17 protein-coding genes and 1 other RNA gene are annotated in these 19,794 nt (G+C 67.9%); 6 read left to right on the top strand and 12 right to left on the bottom strand.

Annotated elements, in window-relative coordinates; translation table 11 throughout:
* Nucleotides 1–10 precede the first annotated feature (10 nt).
* The 9 genes from murG to mraZ are packed head-to-tail and all read right to left on the bottom strand — an operon-like array spanning nucleotide 11 to nucleotide 9,924.
* Nucleotides 11–1,099 carry an undecaprenyldiphospho-muramoylpentapeptide beta-N-acetylglucosaminyltransferase gene (gene murG / locus DFO63_RS17375; protein WP_049443146.1) on the bottom strand — a complete coding sequence of 363 codons (1,089 nt, stop codon included), beginning with the start codon at nucleotides 1,097–1,099 and terminating at the stop codon, nucleotides 11–13.
* A complete protein-coding gene (ftsW, locus tag DFO63_RS17380; protein ID WP_049443145.1) occupies nucleotides 1,096–2,421 on the bottom strand; it encodes a putative lipid II flippase FtsW in 1,326 nt (441 codons plus the stop codon). Before ftsW ends, murG begins: the two co-directional genes overlap by 4 nt.
* A gap of 1 nt (nucleotide 2,422) precedes the next feature.
* Nucleotides 2,423–3,508 carry a phospho-N-acetylmuramoyl-pentapeptide-transferase gene (gene mraY / locus DFO63_RS17385; protein WP_010481929.1) on the bottom strand — a complete coding sequence of 362 codons (1,086 nt, stop codon included), beginning with the start codon at nucleotides 3,506–3,508 and terminating at the stop codon, nucleotides 2,423–2,425.
* Nucleotides 3,498–4,892, bottom strand: coding sequence for a UDP-N-acetylmuramoyl-tripeptide--D-alanyl-D-alanine ligase (murF, locus tag DFO63_RS17390; RefSeq protein WP_101764934.1), 1,395 nt, complete (start codon nucleotides 4,890–4,892; stop codon nucleotides 3,498–3,500). The genes mraY and murF overlap by 11 nt, the downstream gene beginning before the upstream one ends.
* Nucleotides 4,889–6,397, bottom strand: coding sequence for a UDP-N-acetylmuramoyl-L-alanyl-D-glutamate--2,6-diaminopimelate ligase (locus DFO63_RS17395; protein ID WP_119007428.1), 1,509 nt, complete (start codon nucleotides 6,395–6,397; stop codon nucleotides 4,889–4,891). Before DFO63_RS17395 ends, murF begins: the two co-directional genes overlap by 4 nt.
* Entirely contained in the window at nucleotides 6,394–8,238 is a 1,845-nt protein-coding gene (locus DFO63_RS17400) for a penicillin-binding transpeptidase domain-containing protein (RefSeq protein ID WP_014035981.1), read from the bottom strand. The genes DFO63_RS17395 and DFO63_RS17400 overlap by 4 nt, the downstream gene beginning before the upstream one ends.
* Nucleotides 8,235–8,498 carry a cell division protein FtsL gene (gene ftsL / locus DFO63_RS17405; protein WP_014035980.1) on the bottom strand — a complete coding sequence of 88 codons (264 nt, stop codon included), beginning with the start codon at nucleotides 8,496–8,498 and terminating at the stop codon, nucleotides 8,235–8,237. Before ftsL ends, DFO63_RS17400 begins: the two co-directional genes overlap by 4 nt.
* Nucleotides 8,495–9,463, bottom strand: a complete 969-nt coding sequence (rsmH, locus tag DFO63_RS17410; protein ID WP_075675368.1) for a 16S rRNA (cytosine(1402)-N(4))-methyltransferase RsmH — start codon at nucleotides 9,461–9,463, stop codon at nucleotides 8,495–8,497. The genes ftsL and rsmH overlap by 4 nt, the downstream gene beginning before the upstream one ends.
* 14 nt (nucleotides 9,464–9,477) lie before the next feature.
* Nucleotides 9,478–9,924, bottom strand: a complete 447-nt coding sequence (mraZ, locus tag DFO63_RS17415) for a division/cell wall cluster transcriptional repressor MraZ (protein WP_004143635.1) — start codon at nucleotides 9,922–9,924, stop codon at nucleotides 9,478–9,480.
* A gap of 324 nt (nucleotides 9,925–10,248) precedes the next feature.
* On the opposite strand from mraZ, the gene DFO63_RS17420 reads away from it, so the two are divergent.
* A complete protein-coding gene (locus DFO63_RS17420) occupies nucleotides 10,249–11,037 on the top strand; it encodes an NRDE family protein (protein WP_119007429.1) in 789 nt (262 codons plus the stop codon).
* 358 nt (nucleotides 11,038–11,395) lie between these two features.
* Nucleotides 11,396–11,875: a DM13 domain-containing protein gene (locus tag DFO63_RS17425; protein ID WP_119007430.1), complete on the top strand. Its 480-nt coding sequence runs from the start codon at nucleotides 11,396–11,398 to the stop codon at nucleotides 11,873–11,875.
* 88 nt (nucleotides 11,876–11,963) lie between these two features.
* On the opposite strand, the gene rnpB is transcribed toward DFO63_RS17425, so the two are convergent.
* Both rnpB and rsmI read right to left on the bottom strand, forming a co-directional pair.
* An RNA gene (gene rnpB / locus DFO63_RS17430) (RNase P RNA component class A) lies at nucleotides 11,964–12,315 on the bottom strand.
* 155 nt (nucleotides 12,316–12,470) lie between these two features.
* A complete protein-coding gene (gene rsmI, locus DFO63_RS17435; RefSeq protein ID WP_119007431.1) occupies nucleotides 12,471–13,289 on the bottom strand; it encodes a 16S rRNA (cytidine(1402)-2'-O)-methyltransferase in 819 nt (272 codons plus the stop codon).
* An 81-nt stretch (nucleotides 13,290–13,370) separates the two neighbouring features.
* Here rsmI and DFO63_RS17440 point away from each other — a divergent pair, with 81 nt between their 5' ends.
* The 4 genes from DFO63_RS17440 to DFO63_RS17455 all read left to right on the top strand — a co-directional run bounded on the left by DFO63_RS17440 (nucleotide 13,371) and on the right by DFO63_RS17455 (nucleotide 17,551).
* Nucleotides 13,371–15,092, top strand: a complete 1,722-nt coding sequence (locus DFO63_RS17440; protein WP_119007583.1) for a penicillin-binding protein activator — start codon at nucleotides 13,371–13,373, stop codon at nucleotides 15,090–15,092.
* A complete protein-coding gene (locus DFO63_RS17445; protein ID WP_182474437.1) occupies nucleotides 15,082–15,450 on the top strand; it encodes a YraN family protein in 369 nt (122 codons plus the stop codon). Before DFO63_RS17440 ends, DFO63_RS17445 begins: the two co-directional genes overlap by 11 nt.
* 110 nt (nucleotides 15,451–15,560) lie before the next feature.
* The gene (locus tag DFO63_RS17450; protein ID WP_119007433.1) at nucleotides 15,561–16,169 is read left to right on the top strand and encodes a metal-dependent hydrolase; all 609 of its coding nucleotides are present in this window, start codon (nucleotides 15,561–15,563) and stop codon (nucleotides 16,167–16,169) included.
* Nucleotides 16,166–17,551 (top strand): FAD-linked oxidase C-terminal domain-containing protein, encoded by a 1,386-nt coding sequence (locus tag DFO63_RS17455; protein ID WP_119007434.1) that lies wholly within the window; start codon nucleotides 16,166–16,168, stop codon nucleotides 17,549–17,551. Before DFO63_RS17450 ends, DFO63_RS17455 begins: the two co-directional genes overlap by 4 nt.
* A 38-nt stretch (nucleotides 17,552–17,589) precedes the next feature.
* On the opposite strand, the gene DFO63_RS17460 is transcribed toward DFO63_RS17455, so the two are convergent.
* Complete coding sequence (locus tag DFO63_RS17460; protein ID WP_119007435.1) at nucleotides 17,590–19,611, bottom strand: acyltransferase family protein; 2,022 nt, start codon at nucleotides 19,609–19,611, stop codon at nucleotides 17,590–17,592.
* Nucleotides 19,612–19,794 lie beyond the last annotated feature (183 nt).

Consider the following 19,794-nt stretch of genomic DNA (forward strand, 5'->3'; position numbering starts at 1 on the left):
CATGCCTTCTTCATACAGCTTCCTCGAGAATGATATCGGCGATGCGCTCGGCGGCATCGACCTTGGCCAGGGCACGCGCGGCTTGCGCCATCTGCATGCGGCGGGCGGGATTTTCGGACAGATCGCGCAGCAGTGCGGCAATGCCGTCGGCCAGCGTTCCGTCCTGCTTCAGCAAAACCGCCGCGCCGCGCTCGACCAGGTACTCCGCGTTGCGGGTCTGGTGATCGTCGACGGCGGCGGGGAATGGCACCAGCACGCTGCCGACACCGACCGCGCACAGCTCGGCCAGCGTGGATGCGCCGGAGCGGCATACGACCAGGTCGGCCCAGGCAAAGGCCTCGGCCATGTCGGCGATGAACGGGGTGATTTCAGCCTGCACGCCGGCCTTGGCGTAAGCCTCGACCGCTTCGGCATGCATCTTCTCGCCGCTCTGGTGGCGCACCTGCACCGGCACGCCGGCGCCCAGCGCGGCAATCGCCTGCGGCACGCCGGTATTGAGGGCACGCGCGCCCTGGCTGCCGCCCACCACCAGCACACGCAGCGGGCCTTGGCGGTCGGCGAAGCGCTGTTCCGGCGGCGCGATGGCAGCGATTTCCGCGCGCACCGGGTTGCCGACGAATTCCTCGCGCTTGGCGAAGGTACCCGGGAAACCGGTCAGCAGGCGGCGCGCATAGCGCGACAGGATGCGGTTGGTCAGGCCCGGTGCACGGTTCTGCTCATGCACGATCAGCGGCAGGCCATGCAGGCGCGTGGCCATGCCACCGGGACCGGAGGCGAAGCCACCGAAGGCGACCACCGCACGCGGCTGGCGCTGGCGGATGATCAGGCCGGCCGCGCGCAGCGCGCGCATCAGCCGCCACGGTGCAGCCAGCAGGGCCAGCTTGCCCTTGCCGCGCAGGCCGGTGATGGCCAGCGTGTCGATGGCGATGTCGTGCTGCGGCACCAGGCGGGTTTCCATCGCACCGTCGGCGCCCATCCAGGTCACCGGCACGCCGCGCTCGCGCAGCACGCGGGCCACGGCCAGGCCGGGGAAGATGTGGCCGCCGGTACCACCGGCCAGGATCATCACCGGGCGCCCACTCTCGGTGGCTGCAGTCATGACAGCCTCCCGAAGGTGGGTTCGATGCGCGACTGCAGGCGGCTGGTGCCACGTGCGGCGTTCGCTGCAGCGGACGCGGAGGCGACCGGCTCGGCACTCATCGGCACGCTGGCGGCCACCGGCGCGGCGGGCTCGTCCATCGGCTCGGCAGCGGCGTCTTCAGCGCCACCGATGCGCACGGCCTGGCGGCGCTCGGCGCGCTTGAGTTCATACGACACGCGCAGCAGCAGGCCCATCGCCACGCAGGTCATCAGCACCGACGAACCGCCGGAGGAGATCAGCGGCAGGGTCAGCCCCTTGGTCGGCAGGATGCCCAGGTTCACGCCGATCGAGACGAAGGTCTGCATGCTGATCCACAGGCCGATGCCGAAGGCGATGTAGCCGGAGAAGTGGCGCTTCATTTCCACGCAGCGCATGCCCAGCCAGAAGGTGCGGCCAACCAGCAGCGCGTACAGCGCCACGATCACGCAGGTACCCAGGAAGCCGAATTCCTCGGCGGTGACCGAGAAGATGAAGTCGGTGTGCGCTTCCGGCAGGTAGTAGAGCTTCTGCACGGAGTTGCCCAGGCCGACGCCGGTCCATTCGCCACGGCCGACCGCCATCAGTGCGTTGGACAACTGGTAGCCGTCACCCTGCTGGTCGGCCCACGGGTCCAGGAAGGAGGTGATGCGGCGCATGCGGTACGGCTCGATGATCGCCAGCGCGCTCATGCCGACCAGGCCGATGATCACCGGCATCGACATGCGCGGCATGTTCACCCCACCCAGCACCAGCATGCCGGCAGTGATCGCCAGCAGCAGGGTCGAGGAACCGAAGTCCGGCTGCAGCAGCAGCAGCACCACCAGCGCACCGGCCACGCCCAGCGGCTTGAGCATCGCCGGCCAGGTCGCATTGACCTCGTCGCGGAAGCGCACCAGGTAGCTGGACAGCCAGACGATGTAGAGCACCTTCACCGCTTCGACCGTCTGGAACTTGGAGATGCCCAGGTTGATCCAGCGGCGCGCACCGTTGACGGTGCTGCCCAGGCCCGGCGTGAACACCGCCAGCAGCAGCACGAAGCAGCCCAGCAGCAGCATCTGGTTGTACTGCTCGATCGACTTCAGCTCGGTGCGGGCGGCAATGACCGCCAGCACGATGCCCACCGCCAGGAAGATCAGGTGGCGGTTGAGGTAGTAGAACGGGCTGCTCATCAGTGCGATCGAGCTGGACGCCACCATCACCACGCCGACACCGGTGAGCGCGATGATCGCGCCCAGCAGCCACTTGTCGTAGCTGCCTTCGATGGCTTCAAGGCGTGTTGCCTGGCGGGACAGGTCGTTCATCTCAGCGCACCTTCAACGTGGCCAGGCCGATCAGCACGAGCACGACGGAGATGATCCAGAAGCGCACGATCACGCGCGGCTCCGGCCAGCCCTTCAGTTCGAAATGGTGGTGGATCGGCGCCATGCGGAACACGCGCTTGCCGGTCAGCTTGAACGAAGCGACCTGGATCATCACCGACAGCGTTTCGATGACGAACACGCCGCCCATGATCACCAGCACCAGCTCCTGGCGGGTGATCACCGCGATCGTGCCCAGCACCGCGCCCAGCGCCAGCGCGCCGATGTCGCCCATGAAGACCATGGCCGGATAGGTGTTGAACCACAGGAAGCCCAGGCCCGCACCGGCGATGGCCGCGCAGATGATGACCAGCTCGCCGGCGCCCGGGATCTGCGGGATCTGCAGGTAGTTGGCGAACACCACGTTGCCCGAGGCATAGGCGAACACGCCCAGCGCGCAGGCCACCAGCACGGTCGGCATGATCGCCAGGCCGTCCAGGCCGTCGGTCAGGTTCACCGCGTTGGAGAAGCCGACAATCCAGAAGTAGGCGATGGCCACGAAGCCGATGCCGGCCAGCGGCAAGGCGATCGACTTGAACATCGGGATGTAGAAGGTCAGCGCGGCCGGCACGTCGGCCGTGTAGAACAGGAACAGGCCCGCGGCCAGGCCGAAGATCGACTGCAGCAGGTACTTCCAGCGCGACTTCAGGCCGTTCGGATCACGGCGGACGATCTTGATCCAGTCGTCATACCAGCCGATGGCGCCGAAGCACAGCATCACCGCCAGCACCAGCCACACGTAGCGGTTGCGCAGGTCGGCCCACATCAGCACCGACAGGGTGATGGTGAGCAGGATCAGCGAACCGCCCATGGTCGGCGTGCCGGCCTTGGAGAAATGGGTCTGCGGACCGTCCTTGCGGATCGGCTGGCCGCCCTTGAACTGGGCAAGCTTGCGGATCATCGCCGGGCCGAGCCACAGCGACAGGAACAGGGCCGTCAGCGCGGCAAGGATGGCGCGGAACGTCTGGTAGTTGAACAGCCCGAACAGGCTCTCCAACTGCTGCAACCATCGAGCCAGTTCATACAACATGCGGGGATTCCTCTCCTTGCGCCAGCAGCGCTTTGACAATCGTGTCCATGGCGCTGCCACGGGACCCCTTGACCAGGCAGCGCACGCCGGCGTGCAGCTCGTCCTTCAGCGCCTGCGACAGCGCGTCATGGGTAGCGAAATGACGACCGCCGTCGCCGAAGGCGGCAGCAGCAGCGGCGCTGAGCGGCCCCAGCGCATACAGGCGTTTCAGGCCAGCGGCACGTGCGCGCAGGCCGGCCTGCGCGTGCAGCGCCTCGGCATCCGGGCCCAGCTCACGCATGTCGCCCAGCACCAGCCAGCCCTCTTCCGGCGCGGCGGCCAGGGCATCGATGGCGGCGGCCAGCGAGCCCGGGTTGGCGTTGTAGCTGTCGTCCACCAACACCGCGCCGTTGCGCAGTTGATGGGCGATCTGGCGACCCGGCACCGGCTGCGCTTCGGCCAGGCCAGTGGCAATCAGCGCCAGATCGATACCGGCGGCCAGCGCCAGGCTGGCGGCGGCCAACGCGTTGCTGACGTTGTGGCGACCCGGCAGGCCCAGCACCACGCGGGCTTCGCCGGTCGGTGCGACCAGGGTGAACTGGCTGCCCTGCGCACCGGCGCGGATGTCGCGCGCGGTCACGTCCGCCGAGTGTTCCAGGCCGTAGCGCAGCACGCGGCAGCGCGCCGGGGTGCTGATGAAATGCTGTTCGAACCAGCGGCCATAGGCATCGTCGGCGTTGATCACCGCCACGCCATCGGCCGGCAGCGCGGCATAGATCGCGCCCTTGGTCACCGCCACGCCGAGCAGGCTGCCCATCCGCTCCAGGTGGGCGGGGGCGATGTTGTTGACCAGCGCATAGCGCGGGCGGGCGATGTCGGTCAGGTAGGCAATGTCGCCCGGCTTGCCGGCGCCCATCTCGTAGACGGCGTAGTCGGCATCTTCCGGGGCATCGATCACCGCCAGCGGCAGGCCGATCTCGTTGTTGCGGTTGCCCGGGTTGGCGTAGACCACCTTGTGCGCGTGCTGCGCCACCTGCTGCAGGATCGACAGCAGAAGGCTCTTCACGCTGGTCTTGCCATTGCTGCCGGTGATCGCGAACACCTCGGTATCGCGGTCGCGCTGCATGCCGGTGGCGATCTTCGCCAATGCCAGTTCGCTGTCGGCCACCAGCACCTGCGGCAAGTCGATCGGCAGCAGGCGCTCGACCAGCAGCGCACTGGCACCACGCGCCTGCGCGTCGGCAGCGAAGTCATGGCCGTCGAAACGCTCGCCGCGCAGCGCCACATACAGGCTACCCGGACCCAGGTTGCGGGTGTCATTGCTGACCGCATCGATGGCCACGTCGTCGCCATGGATCTCGCCGCCGGCCCAGTGTGCGATCAGCGAAAGCAGGGTGCGCTTCATGCGATGCCCTCCCCGGCCTGCGCGGCCAACACGCCAGCCTTGGCAGCCAACGCAGCCGCAGCCACTTCGGTGTCGTCGAAGTCATGGCGCACGCCATTCACTTCCTGGTACGGCTCGTGGCCCTTGCCGGCGATCAGGATGATGTCGCCGGCACCGGCACGCTTCACCGCCAGGCCGATCGCGCGCGCGCGGCTGCGCTGCACGGTCACGGCATCGGCGTTCTGGAAGCCGGCCAGGATGTCGGCGACGATCACATCGCCATCCTCGCCACGCGGGTTGTCGTCAGTGACGATGACCTGGTTGGCCAGACGCTCGGCAATCGCCGCCATCTGCGGGCGCTTGCCGGTATCGCGCTCGCCACCGCAGCCGAACACGCAGAACAGCGCACCGTGCAGGTGGCCATGCAGGCTGTCCAGCGCCTGCTCCAGGGCATCCGGAGTGTGTGCGTAATCAACCACCACAGTCGGCAGGCCGTCTTCGCCACCCAGGCGGTTCATGCGGCCACGGATCGGCTGCAGTGCCGACAGCACTTCGGCGATGCGCGGCAGCGGCTGGCCCTGCGCGTGCAGGGTACCGGCCACGGCCAGCAGGTTGTCCACATTGAAGCGGCCCAGCAGCGGCGACTGCACCGCAGCATGCTGGCCGTCGATGACCAGTTCGAAGGCAATGCCGCGCCCATCCAGCTGCAGCGCCTCGGCGCGCACGCTGGCGTCGGTGGCACCGCGCGAGCTCAGGCCGATCGGCTGCACGCCCGCCGGCAGACCGGCGAACAGCTGGCGACCGAAGGCGTCGTCAAGATTGATCACCGCGGCCTTCAGGCCCGGGCGGTGGAACAGCCGCGCCTTGGCCGCGCCGTAGCTGGCCATGTCGCCGTGGTAGTCCAGATGGTCGCGGGTGAGGTTGGTGAACACCGCCACGTCGTAGTGCACGGCATCCACGCGGCCCTGGTCCAGCGCGTGCGAGCTGACTTCCATCGCCACCGCGCGTGCGCCGGCGTCGCGCAGCTGCGCCAGCAGCGCATGCATCTGCAGCACCAGCGGCGTGGTGAAGCCGGTCGGTTCGACCGCGCCATAAAGTCCGGCGCCCAACGTGCCGATACTGCCACTGGGCGTTCCGAGCAGGTGCCAGGCCTGGGCCAGCAGCTGCACGGTGGAGGTCTTGCCGTTGGTGCCGGTCACGCCCACCATCGCCATCGCCCGCGACGGTGCGCCATGGAACTGGTCGGCCATCGCACCCATGCGTGCGCGCAGGCCCGGCACGGCGATCGCATCGCCCGGTGCCGGCAGTTCGGCAGGCGCCGGCGGTTCGAACAGGATGGCGCTGGCACCGGCGGCGCGGGCCTGCTCGACAAAGCCCAGGCCATGCGCGCCGAAACCGGCGATGGCGACGAAGGCATTGCCGGGGCGCACGGCACGGCTGTCCAGCACCAGGCCGGTCAGAACGGGATCGTGCCCTGCCAGGGCCACGTCCGGAAGCAACTGCGAAAGCAACATCGAAGGACTCATTGCGTGCCTCCCGTAGCGGGCGGCGTCTGGGCTTGCGCGCTCGGCAGCGCAGCATCGAATTCGGCGGCGGCATCCACCGGCAGCGCGGCTTCGGCCGGCGGCGCGGGTAGGATCGAGGCCGAATGGCCGACCTTGCCCGACTGCTGTGCGGCCAGCCACGACTGCAGGTCGTCCAGCGGCACGTCCATCAGGCGCAGGGTGCCTTCCATCACGTTGTGGTAGACCGGCGCCGACACCAGGCCGCCGTAGAACTTGCCGGCCTGCGGGTCGTTGATGACGATGACGGTGGCGAAACGCGGGTTGGTGGCCGGCACCACGCCGGCAAACAGCGCGTTGTAATGGCCGCGCTCATAACCGCCCGGGCCGGCCTTGCGCGCGGTGCCGGTCTTGCCGGCCACGCGGTAACCCAGCACCGCCGCCTGCTTGGCGCCGCCCTGGGTGACCACCGTTTCCATCATCGCCACCACCTGCCGGGCGACGTTCTCGTCGATGATCTGCTGGCCTTCGTTGCGCTGGCCCTTGACGAAGGTCGGCGCGATCAGGCGGCCGCCGTTGGCCAGCGCCGAGTACGCCGTGGCGATCTGCAGCGGCGTGACCGACAGGCCGTAGCCATAGGACATCGTGGTCTTGGTGGTGCCCGACCAGCGCGCCGGGCGCATCACCACACCGGCCGATTCACCCGGAAAACCGCTGTGCGGCGCCGAGCCATAGCCGAAGCGGCGCACACCGTCATAGAAGGTCTGGTCCGGCATCTTCGCCGCGACCTTGGCTGCACCCACGTTCGAGCTGCGGGTGATCACGCCGGTCACGTTCAGCACACCGTTGTTGCGCGGCACGTCGCGGATGGTGAAGCGGCCCAGGGTCATGTAGCCCGGGTTGGTGTCGATGATGGTGTCCTTGGTCACCGCACCGGCCTGCAGCGCGGTGGCGATGGTCAGCGGCTTCATCGTCGAGCCCGGCTCGACCAGGTCGGTCACCGCGCGGTTGCGGCGCGTATCGGGGATCGCGCCGGTCAGCGAATTCGGGTTGTAGGTCGGCAGGTTGACCATGGCCAGGATCTCGCCGGTGGTCACGTCCATGATCACCATCGAACCGCCGGCTGCCTTGTTGGCCACCAGCGCGTTGCGCAGTTCCTTGAAAGCCAGGTACTGGATGCGGCGGTCGATGCTGAGGGTCAGGTCCTTGCCCGGCTCGGCGGCGCGCAGCAGATCGCTCTCGACCGTCTCGCCCTTGCGGTTGCGGATCACCCGCTTGGCGCCGGCCTTGCCGCGCAGCCATTCGTCGAACGCCAGTTCCAGGCCTTCCTGGCCGCGGTCGTCGATGTTGGTGAAGCCCAGCACGTGCGCCATCGCTTCGCCCTGCGGGTAGAAGCGGCGGAACTCGCGCTGCGCGGCCACGCCCGGGATCTTCAGCGCGACCACCTTCTCTGCCTCGTCCGGATTGATCCGGCGGCGCAGGTACATGAATTCCTTGTCCGACTTCTGCGACAGGCGGCTGCTCAGCTCATCCACCGACATGCCGACCGCCTGGGCCAGCTCGGGAATCCGCTCGGGCGAACGCAGCAGGTCCTGCGGGTTGACCCAGATCGAGGCAACCGGCGTGGACACCGCCAGCGGTTCGCCGTTGCGGTCGGTGATCATGCCGCGCGAGGTCTTGATCGGCAGCTCGCGCAGGTAGCGGGCCTCGCCCTGGCGCTGGTAGAAATCGCTGTTGATGATCTGCACATAGGCCGCACGCCCCACCAGTGACACCGAGCACAGGCCAAGCGCCAGCGCGACCCAGCGCAGGCGCTGGCGCAGGTTGAAGGCGTTGCGCGGGCGGTTGCGGCCGGTCTTGCTCATGGGCGCACCACGACGATGTCACCGGCCTCGGGGAACTTCATGCCCAGCTTCTCGCGGGCAATGCGGTCCACGCGGTTGGCTTCGGCCAGGGTCGCCTGCTCCAGCTGCAGGCGGCCGAATTCGAGGTTGATGTCATCGCGCGTGCGCTCGGCACGCGACAGTTCGATGAACGTCTGCCGATGACGGTGACGCACGAACACGACGCCGATCGCCGAGGCCACGGTGCAGGCCAGCAGGATGATCAGCAGCAGCCGGCTCATGCATCGGCCTCCCGCTTCTGTGCCACGCGCAGCACGGCGCTGCGGGCACGCGGGTTGGCGGCCAGCTCCTCGTCGGTGGCCTTGATGGCGCCCCCGATCAGGTCCAGCGTAGGCACGAACGCAACGGCCTCGGGCAGGCGGCGGTTGGCCGGCGGCGCCTTGGCCAGGCGGTTCATGTACTGCTTGACGATGCGGTCTTCCAGCGAATGGAAGCTGATCACCGCCAGGCGGCCACCGGGCTTGAGCCGTTCCACCGCCGCATCAAGACCGGCTTCCAGATCGGCCAGCTCGCGGTTGATGTGGATGCGGATGGCCTGGAAGCTGCGCGTGGCCGGGTGGATCTTGTCCTTGCCACGCGGCATCACCGAGGCGATCAGCTCGGCCAGTTCGGCGGTACGGGTGAACGGCTGCTTCTCGCGGCGGGCCACGATGGCGCGGGCGATGCGCCGGCTCTGGCGCTCTTCGCCGTAGGTCCACAGCACGTCGGCGATCTCGCGGTCTTCGACGCGGTTGATCCACTGCGCGGCGCTTTCACCGCTGTCCGGATCCATGCGCATGTCCAGCGGGCCGTCCTTGCCGAAGCTGAAGCCACGTTCGGCCACATCCAGCTGCGGCGACGACACGCCAAGGTCGAACAGCACGCCGTCCAGGCCTTCGGCCGTCGCATCCCACTGCAGCAGCTGGGCGAAGCTGCCACGGAAGATGGACACGCGCGGGTCCGGCGCGAAATCGCGCTCGGCAACGGCGATGGCTTCCGGATCCTTGTCCATGACCAGCAGGCGCCCCTCGGGACCGAGCTGGGTGAGCACGCCACGTGCATGACCGCCACGACCGAACGTGCCATCCAGATAACGTCCGTTTTCGATCACCCTCAGGCCTTCAAGGACCTGGGTGTACAGGACCGGCAGGTGCACCGCCGGCGACTGCGACACCGGAAGGTGACCGGCCTGCGCTTCTGGGCGCATCCGGGCACCCCGGCTCACAACTTCAGGTCGAGCAACCCATCACCCAGATCCTCGTCAGACAACGTCTGCTGGATCAGGGCCCGATGCGCCTGCTCGCTCCACAATTCGAACTTGTCGCCCATACCGAGCAATACCGCCTTCTTCTCAATGCCCACCGCACCGCGGTGGCTGGCGGGGATGCTGATGCGACCGTTGCCGTCCAGCTCCAGATGGGCGGCCGAGCCGACCAGCTTCTGCTGCAACAGGCGCACGACGCGCTGGGTGTTGGGCTTGGACATCACATCGTCGCGGACCCGCTCCCATTCCGACTCTGCGTACAGCCACAGGCAGCCGGCTTCGAACGGGTTGTAGGTCAGCACGAGACGGTTGTTGCTGGCGCGCGCGACGAGGTCGCGGTAAGCGGTGGGAACCGCCATGCGCCCTTTGTCGTCAACTGTGATGGCCGTCTCGCCCTGGAACACGACGCCTGCACCTTGTCCTTCGCCCGGTGAAACATTGAACCACGAAAACCCACAAAACACCCGGATTTCCCTCTGATGCCCACCTTAGCAGCGGGCCGAGGGTTGTCAACAACTTTTCAGCAGGGAAATCGCCAGCCGCATCAATGGCTTGCAACAACCTTTAGAGAATTGTTCAAGGCTTATCCACAAGTTGCTGATCCGTCTCAATTTTTGAGATTGAACGGAAGTTCAGGGGCGTGGAGAGGGCGTGAAACATCGGCCGCGCATTCATCCGGAACGGGCCGGAAACGGCGCCAGACTGCGCAAACCGTGCACAATGAAGCCATGTGCCTGCTCGCTCTTGGCTGGATGCACCACCCGCGCTGGCGGCTGGTGATGACCGGCAATCGTGATGAGTTCCACGCCCGCCCGACGGCGGCGCTGGCCCCCTGGCAGGATGAGACGTCCGTCATCGGGGGGCGCGACCTGCGCTCCGGCGGTGGCTGGGCCGGCGTCGGCGCCTCGGGCCGGATGGCGGTGGTCACCAACGTCCGCGACCCGCTGGCGGCCCAGACCGGCCCGTCGCGGGGCGCGCTGGTGGCCGACTTCCTGCGCGGCCGCGACCCGGCCGCCGTGCATATCGACCGCTTGGCGACCGTGGCTGGCGCCTACGCCCCGTTCAACCTGTTGCTGGCCGATAGCGACAGCCTGGAGTACCTGGGCAACCACCCCGCCGAACGGCAGAGCCTCGGCCCGGGCGTGCACGGCATGTCCAACGGCGCGCTGGACGCGCCCTGGCCGAAGACCCGGCGACTGATGGCGGCGCTGTCGGCATGGCTGGAAGAAGACGGGGTCAGATCCCTTTCGCAACGCGAAAGGGATCTGACCCCGGATCTGGCCCCGCTCTGGGCCGCGCTGGCCGACGAACACCGCCCTGCCGACAGCGACCTGCCCGACACCGGCATCGGCCTGGAACGCGAGCGCTGGCTGAGCCCGGCCTTCATCCGCGGCGACGACTACGGCACCCGCGCCAGTACCGTGCTGCTGATCGACGCCAACGGCCACGGCGAGATCCACGAACGCCGCTTCGGCCCACAGGGTGCCCCCAGCGGACAGAGCCGCGTCATTTTCTGACCGGGTAGTGCCGGCCGCTGGCCGGATTCTCTTGCCAGCGGGGTAGTGCCGGCCGCTGGCCGGCAGCCTCTGGATCTTCGGATGCGCCATGAAGCTGCCGCCCAGCGGCCGGCACTACCGGGTATCGCGTTGTCGCGATCCACGCGACGGCAGTCGTCATCGCAGCGGGCCTGAAACGTCATTCAGCTTCCAGCCGCGACCACGATCCGTCCGCGCCACAGGGGTTTCAGCATCGCAGCCACCCGACTGTGCCCTTTTCGCAATCGGCACTGTGTCTATAAATGTCGCCCCTGACCTCCCAGGGTGGTGGCGCCCGGCACCCCGCCGCGCGATCGACCGCAACCCCCAAGGAGGCCCCATGCGCCGCATCCTCATCCTGCTCGCCACCCACCTGCTCACCCTCGGCCTTGGCTTCGGCCTGGGCGTCTACCTCCTGCCCATTCTGATCGCCCCCGATGACCCGCCGGTCGCGCAGGTGCAGGCCGCCATGAACGACGCCACCTACCGCACCACCTTCCGCCGCGACCTCAAAGGCAGCGACGCGGTGCACTGGGCCGAAGGCAAGGTCAGCGTCAGCGCCACCCAGGTCGCCTTCGACGGCAAGATGGGACCGGGCCCGGATTACAAGGTCTATCTGGTCCGCGATTTCGTCGACAACAAGGCCGATTTCCTGAAGATCAAGGCGCAGGCCCAGCGCATCGGCGAGGTGAAGACCTTCAACCGCTTCCTGGTCGAGGTCCCCGCGAACGTGGACGTGGATGACTACACCACGGTGGTGGTGTGGTGCGAGCGCTTCTCGCAGTTCATTTCCGCCGGGCAGTACCGCACGCCGGGCTGACCAGGGCATGGGGTCGGATCCCTTTCCTCCGGAAAGGGATCCGACCCCGCAATCACGGTAGATCCACGCCATGCGTGGAAGAAGAAAGAGGCGGAGCCGGCCGATAAGCCGGGTTCTGTCGTGGACAGTCATTCCTCTAGGCGTTACGTCACCGCAACGCTCAAGCAACCTACCCGGATCCAACGCGGGCCGCGCCAAAGGATCCCTATTTGGTCTTGCTCCAGGTGGGGTTTGCCGTGCCGGTCTGTTGCCAGACTCGCGGTGCGCTCTTACCGCACCATTTCACCCTTACCGGCCTTCCGAAGAAGACGTAGGCGGTATCTTTCTGTTGCACTTTCCGTCGGCTTGCGCCGCCCAGGCGTTACCTGGCACCTTGCCCTATGGAGCCCGGACTTTCCTCGGCACCCCCGAAGGGATGACGCGACTGTCTGGCCGGCTCCGCCAGCGCATATTCTAGCGTACGCACGCCCTTCCTGCCGTGCTGATCGCGGCATCCGGTTCATCCATCCATGCATGGCGTGGATCCACCGGTTCCGCTGCTCTGGTGGGTGCAGATTCCGCTTTGGTGGGTGCGAACCTTGGTCCGCACGATCCATCAACTGCCGTACAACGCCTTGCGCGGTGCGCCGGTCAACTCGGCGGCCAGCTTGGCGGCGGTCGACGGCGGCAGGTGCTCACTCAGTTTGGCGTACACGCGGCGGCCATGGGCCAGCTGCGCTTCTTCATCATCACCCGCGCCCTGCACCATCACCACGAACTCGCCCTTGCGCTGGTTGTCGTCGGCTTCCACCTTGGCCAACAAGCCGGCCAGGTCGCCATCGAGCACGGTCTCGAACAGCTTGGTCAGCTCGCGGGCAAGCACCGCCGGGCGTTCGCCACCGAAGATCGCCGCCATGTCGGCCAGCGACTCGGCAATGCGATGCGAGGACTCGTAGAACACCATGGTGCGCACTTCGCCGGCCAGCGTCTGCAGCCGGTCGCGGCGGCCGCTGGCCTTGGCCGGCAGGAAACCCTCGAAACTGAAACGGTCGCTGGGCAGGCCGGCCACGCTCAGCGCGGCGATGGCGGCGCAGGCACCGGGAACCGGGCTGACCTTGATGCCCGCCGCGCGCGCGGCACGCACCAGCCGGAAACCGGGATCGCTGACCAGCGGGGTGCCCGCATCGCTGACCAGTGCCAGCGACTCGCCGGCCTGCAGGCGCGAGACCAGGCGCTGCGCCAGGGCCTCTTCATTGTGTTCGTGCAGGGCCACCAGTGGTTGCTGGATGCCGAAATGCGACAGAAGCTGGCCGCTGCGGCGGGTGTCCTCGGCACAGATGGCGGCCACCGAACGCAGCACCTCCTGCGCGCGCGGGCTCAGATCGGTCAGGTTGCCGATCGGGGTGGCGACGACGTACAGGGTTGGGACACTCATTTCAGCGGTACTCACGGGGCAAGGGTAGAATCGTAGCGTGTACCCGGCCAAGGCCGCTGCCCTCATCGCATGGACCCGATCATGAACAAGCCCGCCGCACGGATCTCCGCCCTGTCGTTGTCGCTGATGCTGCTGGCCGGTTGTGCCACCACCAGCCTGACCAGCACGCCCGATTCGCCGGCCCAGAGCCAGGCGCTGGCGCTGATCGAACAGGGCAAGCCGCGCGACGCCGCACTGCAGCTGGAAGGCCTGGCCGCCACCCTGCGCGGCGGCGCCCGCAGCAACGCACTGGCCGACGCGGCCTGGGCCTGGCACCTGGCCGGCGACAGCGCCCGCGCGCGCAGCCTGCTGGGCCAGCTCACCGCGCGCCAGCTGTCCGGCGCCAGCCTGCAGCGCTACCAGCTGACCGGTGCCGAGCTGGCCCTGGCCGACAAGCAGCCGGCGCAGGCGCTGGCCCTGCTGAAGGATCATGCCGACAGCGTTGCGGTCGGCCTGCGCACCCGCTGGCTGCTGGCCCGCGCACAGGCCCTGCAGGGCACCGGCGATGCCTTCGGTGCCGCCAACGAGCGTGCCCGCGCCCATGCCGGCCTGACCGGCAGCGCGCGCAGCGAGAACCAGGCCGCCATTGCCGGCCTGCTCGGCACCCTCGACGACGCCACCCTGCGCAGCCGTGCCGCCGCGCTGCCCGCCAACGACCCGCTGTACAACTTCGCCGGTCGTGCGCTGATCGCGCGCGGCCTGCCGCTGCCGCGCCCGTTCGACCGCGATGGCGCGGCCCAGTTCGACACCAGCAAGCGCCCGCCGGCGATGAGCGACGGCTACCGGCCGCCGGCCAAGCTGGCCGTGCTGCTGCCGCTCAGTGGCCGCCTGGCCACCGCCGCACAGCCGGTGCGCGATGGCCTGTTGAGCGCCTACTACGGTGAAAGCCGTCGCCGCCCGGACATCAATTTCTTCGACACCGCCGGCACCCCGGCCGGTGCCCTCGCCGCCTACGACAAGGCCGTCGCCTCCGGTGCCGACTTCGTGGTGGGGCCGCTGGGCCGCGACGAAGTGGACGCCGTGTACGGCCGCCAGCAGCTGCAGGTGCCGGTGCTGGCCCTGAACCGCGGCAAGGACGCACCGCCGGCCGGCAGCGCCGGTTTCTCGCTGGCACCAGAAGATGACGGCATCGTCGCCGCAGAGTACCTGCGTGGCCGTGAGCGCAATCGCGCGCTGGTCATCAACAGCAATGACGACACCGGCCGCCGCTCCGCTGCCGCCTTCGCGCAGCGCTTCGCGCAGCGCGGTGGCCAGGTGGTAGCGACCGTCGGCGTCAGCGACGCGGTGGGCGACATCGGCGCCCAGGTGCGCAATGCCGGCCAGGTCGATGCCGTGTTCCTCGCCGTGCGTGCGCCGCAGGCCCGCCTGCTGGCGCCGCAGCTGGCGCTGGCCGGTGCCGGTGGCGCCACCCGCGTCGGCACCTCGCAGCTGACCGTCGGCAGCGGCAAGGTGGAAGAAGACGTGGCGCTGGACGGCATCGTCTACCCGAACGAAGCCTGGAACGTGCGCAGCGTGTCCGGACTGCCTTCGGCCAGCCAGGTGGCCAGCACCCTGCCGAGCGCACGCGGTGCGGCCGGCCGCCTGTTCGCCTTCGGCGCCGATGCCTGGAAGATCACCGCCTATCTGGACAAGCTGTCCAACGAAGGCGGCCTGGATGGTGCGACCGGCACCCTGTTCCTGGACAGCAACGGCAACATCCTACGCCAGCCGGCATGGTCGACCTTCAATGGCGGCCGGCCGATGCCGATCGTCGGTGGTCGCTGAGCGCAGCCAACGCGGCTCGGCGGTGGAAGCCGCCGCCGAGCAGCATCTGCAACAGGCCGGACTGCAGCCGCGTGCGCGCAACGTGCGTTATCGCGGCGGTGAACTGGACCTGGTGATGGACGATGCCGGCACCGTGGTGTTCGTGGAGGTGCGCTATCGCGCGCGCTCCGATTTCGGTGGTGGCGCCGCATCGGTGGATGCGCGCAAATGCCGGCGCCTGGCGCATGCCGCGCAGCTGTTCCTGCAGGACAACCCGGCGTTGGCCAATGCACCGTGCCGCTTCGATGTGGTCGATGCCACGGGTGAACCGCCGCAGTTGAACTGGCTGCGGGATGCATTCCGGCTGGATGACTGCTGATGGTTTCCGTCCGCTCTGGTAGAGGCCGACCTTGGTCGACGCTTCTGTGCCAACCAAGGTTGGCACCTACCAGAGCGCAGCCAGGCCGGCACTACCACGGTGCGTGACTGATGCCGTCGATCATCACCCATGCCGCTGTGCCGTTGGCGCTCTGGTGCGCCGCTGATCGTGGCCGCATCCCGTCGCGTCTGCTTGCGGCCGGCGTGATCGCGGCGATGCTGCCCGATGCCGATGTGCTGGCCTTCGCGCTGCACATTCCTTACGCCGATGCGTTCGGCCATCGCGGTGCCAGCCATTCGTTGCTGTTTGCCGGCGTGCTGGCGGCATTGGCCGCGGTGTTGGCGTTCTTTGGTAGTCGCCGACCTTGGTCGGCGGTTTCGTGCCAACCAAGGTTGGCACCTACCAAGACGCGGCCAACGGTGGCATCGACCGTACAAGCGGCGGTGTTCGTCTTCGTCTGCGCCGCCAGCCATCCGTTGCTGGATGCGATGACCTCCGGCGGCCTGGGCGTTGCGCTGGCCTGGCCGTGGAGTGAACAACGCTTCTTCGCACCGTGGCGACCGATCCGCGTTTCACCGTTTGCCCCACAGTTCTTTAGCGCGCGCGGCGTGGCCACCCTGCTCTCTGAACTGCGCTGGGTGTGGCTGCCGCTGGCTACCGCCGTCGTCGCCTGGAAACTGATCCAACCCGCTCCTGCTGCCCCACGAGATCCGTCATGAGTCCTGCCCTGCCCGCCCCCCTGGTTGCCGAACTGTCCGCCCTGCTGGGCGCGGAGGGCTGGCGTATGGATGACAGCGCGCTGGAGGCCAACGCGCAGGACAACTCATGGCGCCGCCAGCGCCCGGCGGCGGTGGCGCTGCCAGCCGACATCGAACAGGTGCAGACATTGGTGCGTGCCTGCCGCGCGCATGGCGTGGCCCTGGTCGCACGTGGCGCCGGAACCGGCACCACCGGCGCAGCGGTCCCGCAGCCGGGCAGCATCGTACTGTCGTTCACCCGCATGGACCGCATCGTCGAGATCCGCGCCGGTGATCGTTGCGCGGTCGTGCAACCCGGCGTGCTCAACGGCACCCTGCAGCAGGCGCTGGCCCCGCATGGCCTGTTCTGGGCACCGGACCCTTCCAGCGCCGAGATCTGCAGCATCGGTGGCAATCTTGCCTGCAATGCCGGTGGCCCGCGCGCAGTGAAGTACGGCACCAGCCGCGACAACGTGCTGGGCCTGGTGGCGGTGACCGGCACCGGCGACGTGATCCGCTGCGGTGGCGCCTACACCAAGGACGCCACCGGCTATGACCTCACGCATCTGCTGGTGGGCAGCGAAGGCACGCTGGCACTGATCGTGGAAGCCACGCTGAAGCTGACCCCGTTGCCGGTCAGCCAGGCCGGGCTGCGCGTGTTGTACCGCGATGCCGATGCCGCCGCCGCTGCCGTGTCGCGGTTGATGTCGCAACCGGTGGTACCCACCCGCCTGGAATTCATGGACGCGCGCAGCCTGGAGTTGCTGCGGCTGAATGGTGCCGACGTGCCGGAGGCCGGTGCGATGCTGCTGGTCGAAGCCGATGGTGACCACGACACCCTGCCCTACCTGCTGCAGGCATTGGCCAGCGCCGCCGAAGGCGACGGCATGATCGAGCTGGACGTGGCGATGGAAGGCCGTGCACGCGACCAGCTGTGGGCCGCACGCAAGGCACTGTCGCCTGCGCTGCGCAGCGTTGCACCGGGAAAGATCAATGAAGACGTGGTGGTCCCGGTATCGCGCATCCCGGAACTGGTGGGCGGCGTGCAGGCATTGGCACGCGACTACGCGCTGACCATCGTCACCTTCGGCCATGCCGGCAACGGCAACCTGCACGTCAATATCCTCTATCACCCGGAGGATGCCGACGAGAACGCACGCGCGCATGCCGCGCTGCCGAAGATCTTCGAGCTGACGCTGGCGCTGGGTGGCACGCTGTCCGGCGAACACGGCATTGGCCTGGCCAAGCGCGATTTCATGGTGCAGGCGTTCACTGCGGAAACGCTGGCGACGATGCGCGCGATCAAGGCCGCACTGGACCCGGACTGCATCCTCAATCCGGGCAAGGTGCTGCCGCCGGTTTAGGCCGCGCACCTACCTGTAGAGCCGAGTCGTGCTCGGCTCTACAACAGCTTGTCGCTCGCGATATCGATCAGGGTCTGACGGAAGCTGGGCAACAGCACGCGGTTGCCATGCCCGCTCAGATGGTCATTGTCGAAGAACAACGGCTCACCGTCTTCCACTGCCGAGCAGGTCTGCGGCCCGCACAGCAACGGCAACGGGTCCCACACAGTCAACGCGGGATAGCGCGCAGCCAGCTCCGCCAGCAACGCCATCTGCGGCACGCGCAGCATTTCCAGATCCGCACGCGGCATGCTCAGACCGCCGGCACACGCTGGATTGCGGCGATTGAACCAATCCGAACAGCGGTACGCACCCGCCTTGAACAACGGCAGCGGTGCATCCACAACCACGTGCACGCCCAGCTTCTGCAAACGCCCAAGAACACGATCAGCCTCATCGCGTGCCGCCTGCGCATGGGCCGGCGTACGCTCGGCCAGTAGTTGCTGATAGATCTGCTGTGCGTGGTGCTGCTGCCAATCGAACCCACGCAGCTCCGGCATGCGCAGTGCCGCCAGCAGCACGATGTCACCGGCACGTGCCTCGTTCTCGATGGTCGACAACGCGTACTCAATGAAGTCCTGGCAGTCCGGCGGGCTGGCCCGCAGCAGGTTGACGAAGCTGCAGCCGCCACGATCCTGCTGCTGCACCCCCATGCCGGTCTGCCGCGCGACCATGCTGGTCATCGTGCGATACGCCGCCGCGTGCGAGTCGCCCACCACGAACAGGCGCCGCCCGTCGAGCGCTGGCGCACTCACCGGCTCCAGCGGTCGCCAGGCCGGATAGCGGCGCGCCTGCCATGCATAACCGTCGCGGGTCACGCTCAGCGAGACCTGCTCGTGGTACTCCACCGTGGCCCAGGCGCCTGCGCCGCATAGCGCCACCACCGGCAGCGCCGTCGCCAGCACCTTGCCCGGTGCCAGGCGCAGCAGCGGCGCCGCACTGCGCAGCGGGCGCTCGATGAAGTGATACGACGCAGCGGATACCGCCAGCAGCAGCACCGGATACAGCCACAGCGCCGGGCCCTGCAGCCCGTACGTCCAGCGCAGCAGCACCAGCAACGGCCAATGCCACAGGTACAGCGAATACGAAAGGCGCCCCAGAAAGGCCAGTGGCGCCCACCCCAGCGCGCGACCGATGCGGGACGTGCCGCTTACGGTCACGCTGGTCAACAGCAGCAGGGTACCGGCCACGGTCGCCAGCACGCCCGGCACCGGCATCGCCAGCTGCGGTGCGATCACCACGCCTGCGGCCAGCAGCGCCAGGCCGGCCGCCGCAACCATGCCACCGTTCTGGCCCGGCGTACGCGTACGCATCCACTGGTACAGCAGCGCGCCCGCGGCCAGCTCCCAGAATCGCGCCGGCAGCAGATAGAACGCTGCCGCCGGTGCCGATTTCGCCTGCCAGCCCGCCCACGCCAGCGACAACACGGTGAGCACCGGCAACAGCCAACGCGACCACGGCCAACGCTCACGCCCGCGCATCCACACGAAGAACAACAGCGGGAAAATCAGATAGAACTGTTCCTCTACGCCCAGCGTCCACGTATGCAGGAACGGATTGAGTTCAGCACCGGGTGAGAAGTAGTCGTCCTGCTGGCCGGCCAGCACGATGTTGCTGAAGCCGACCAGCGCGGCCCAACCGGTCTGGTCGAACTGCTCATTGCGCCACGCGCGGGGGATGAACAGTGCCGACAGCACGAAGGTCGCCATCAGCATCACCAGCAACGCCGGCAACAGGCGCAACACGCGGCGACGGTAGAAGTCGAGCAGCATGGCACCCAGCGATGCATGGGTGCGCGAGGCCAGCGACTGGCTGATCACGAAGCCGGACACCACAAAGAACAGGTCCACACCGGTGAAGCCGCCGGGCAGCCACGTCGCATTGGTGTGGAAGACGACGACAGCCAGCACCGCCAATGCGCGCAGGCCATCGATGGCCGCGTTGTGGGAACGTTCGGGAGGGGACATATGGGCAACGGGTGGAGAACGACCTAACAGCATCACCACCGCTGCCGCAGTCATTCAATGGATGATCGCGACAGACGTGGACATTGTTCAGCTCCTGTCCCAGCTCGGCTCTAAAGGAATGTCGCAATTGCCACACTGAAGCGCGCGCCGCACATCTGTAACGTTTTCGAATTTTCAAATCTTTCTCATTGGCATACGTGGCCCTTCATGCAAATCATGTAGCGCCACCGACAACGG

The sequence above is a fragment of the Stenotrophomonas sp. AG209 genome (assembly GCF_003550055.1).
Lineage (GTDB): Bacteria > Pseudomonadota > Gammaproteobacteria > Xanthomonadales > Xanthomonadaceae > Stenotrophomonas.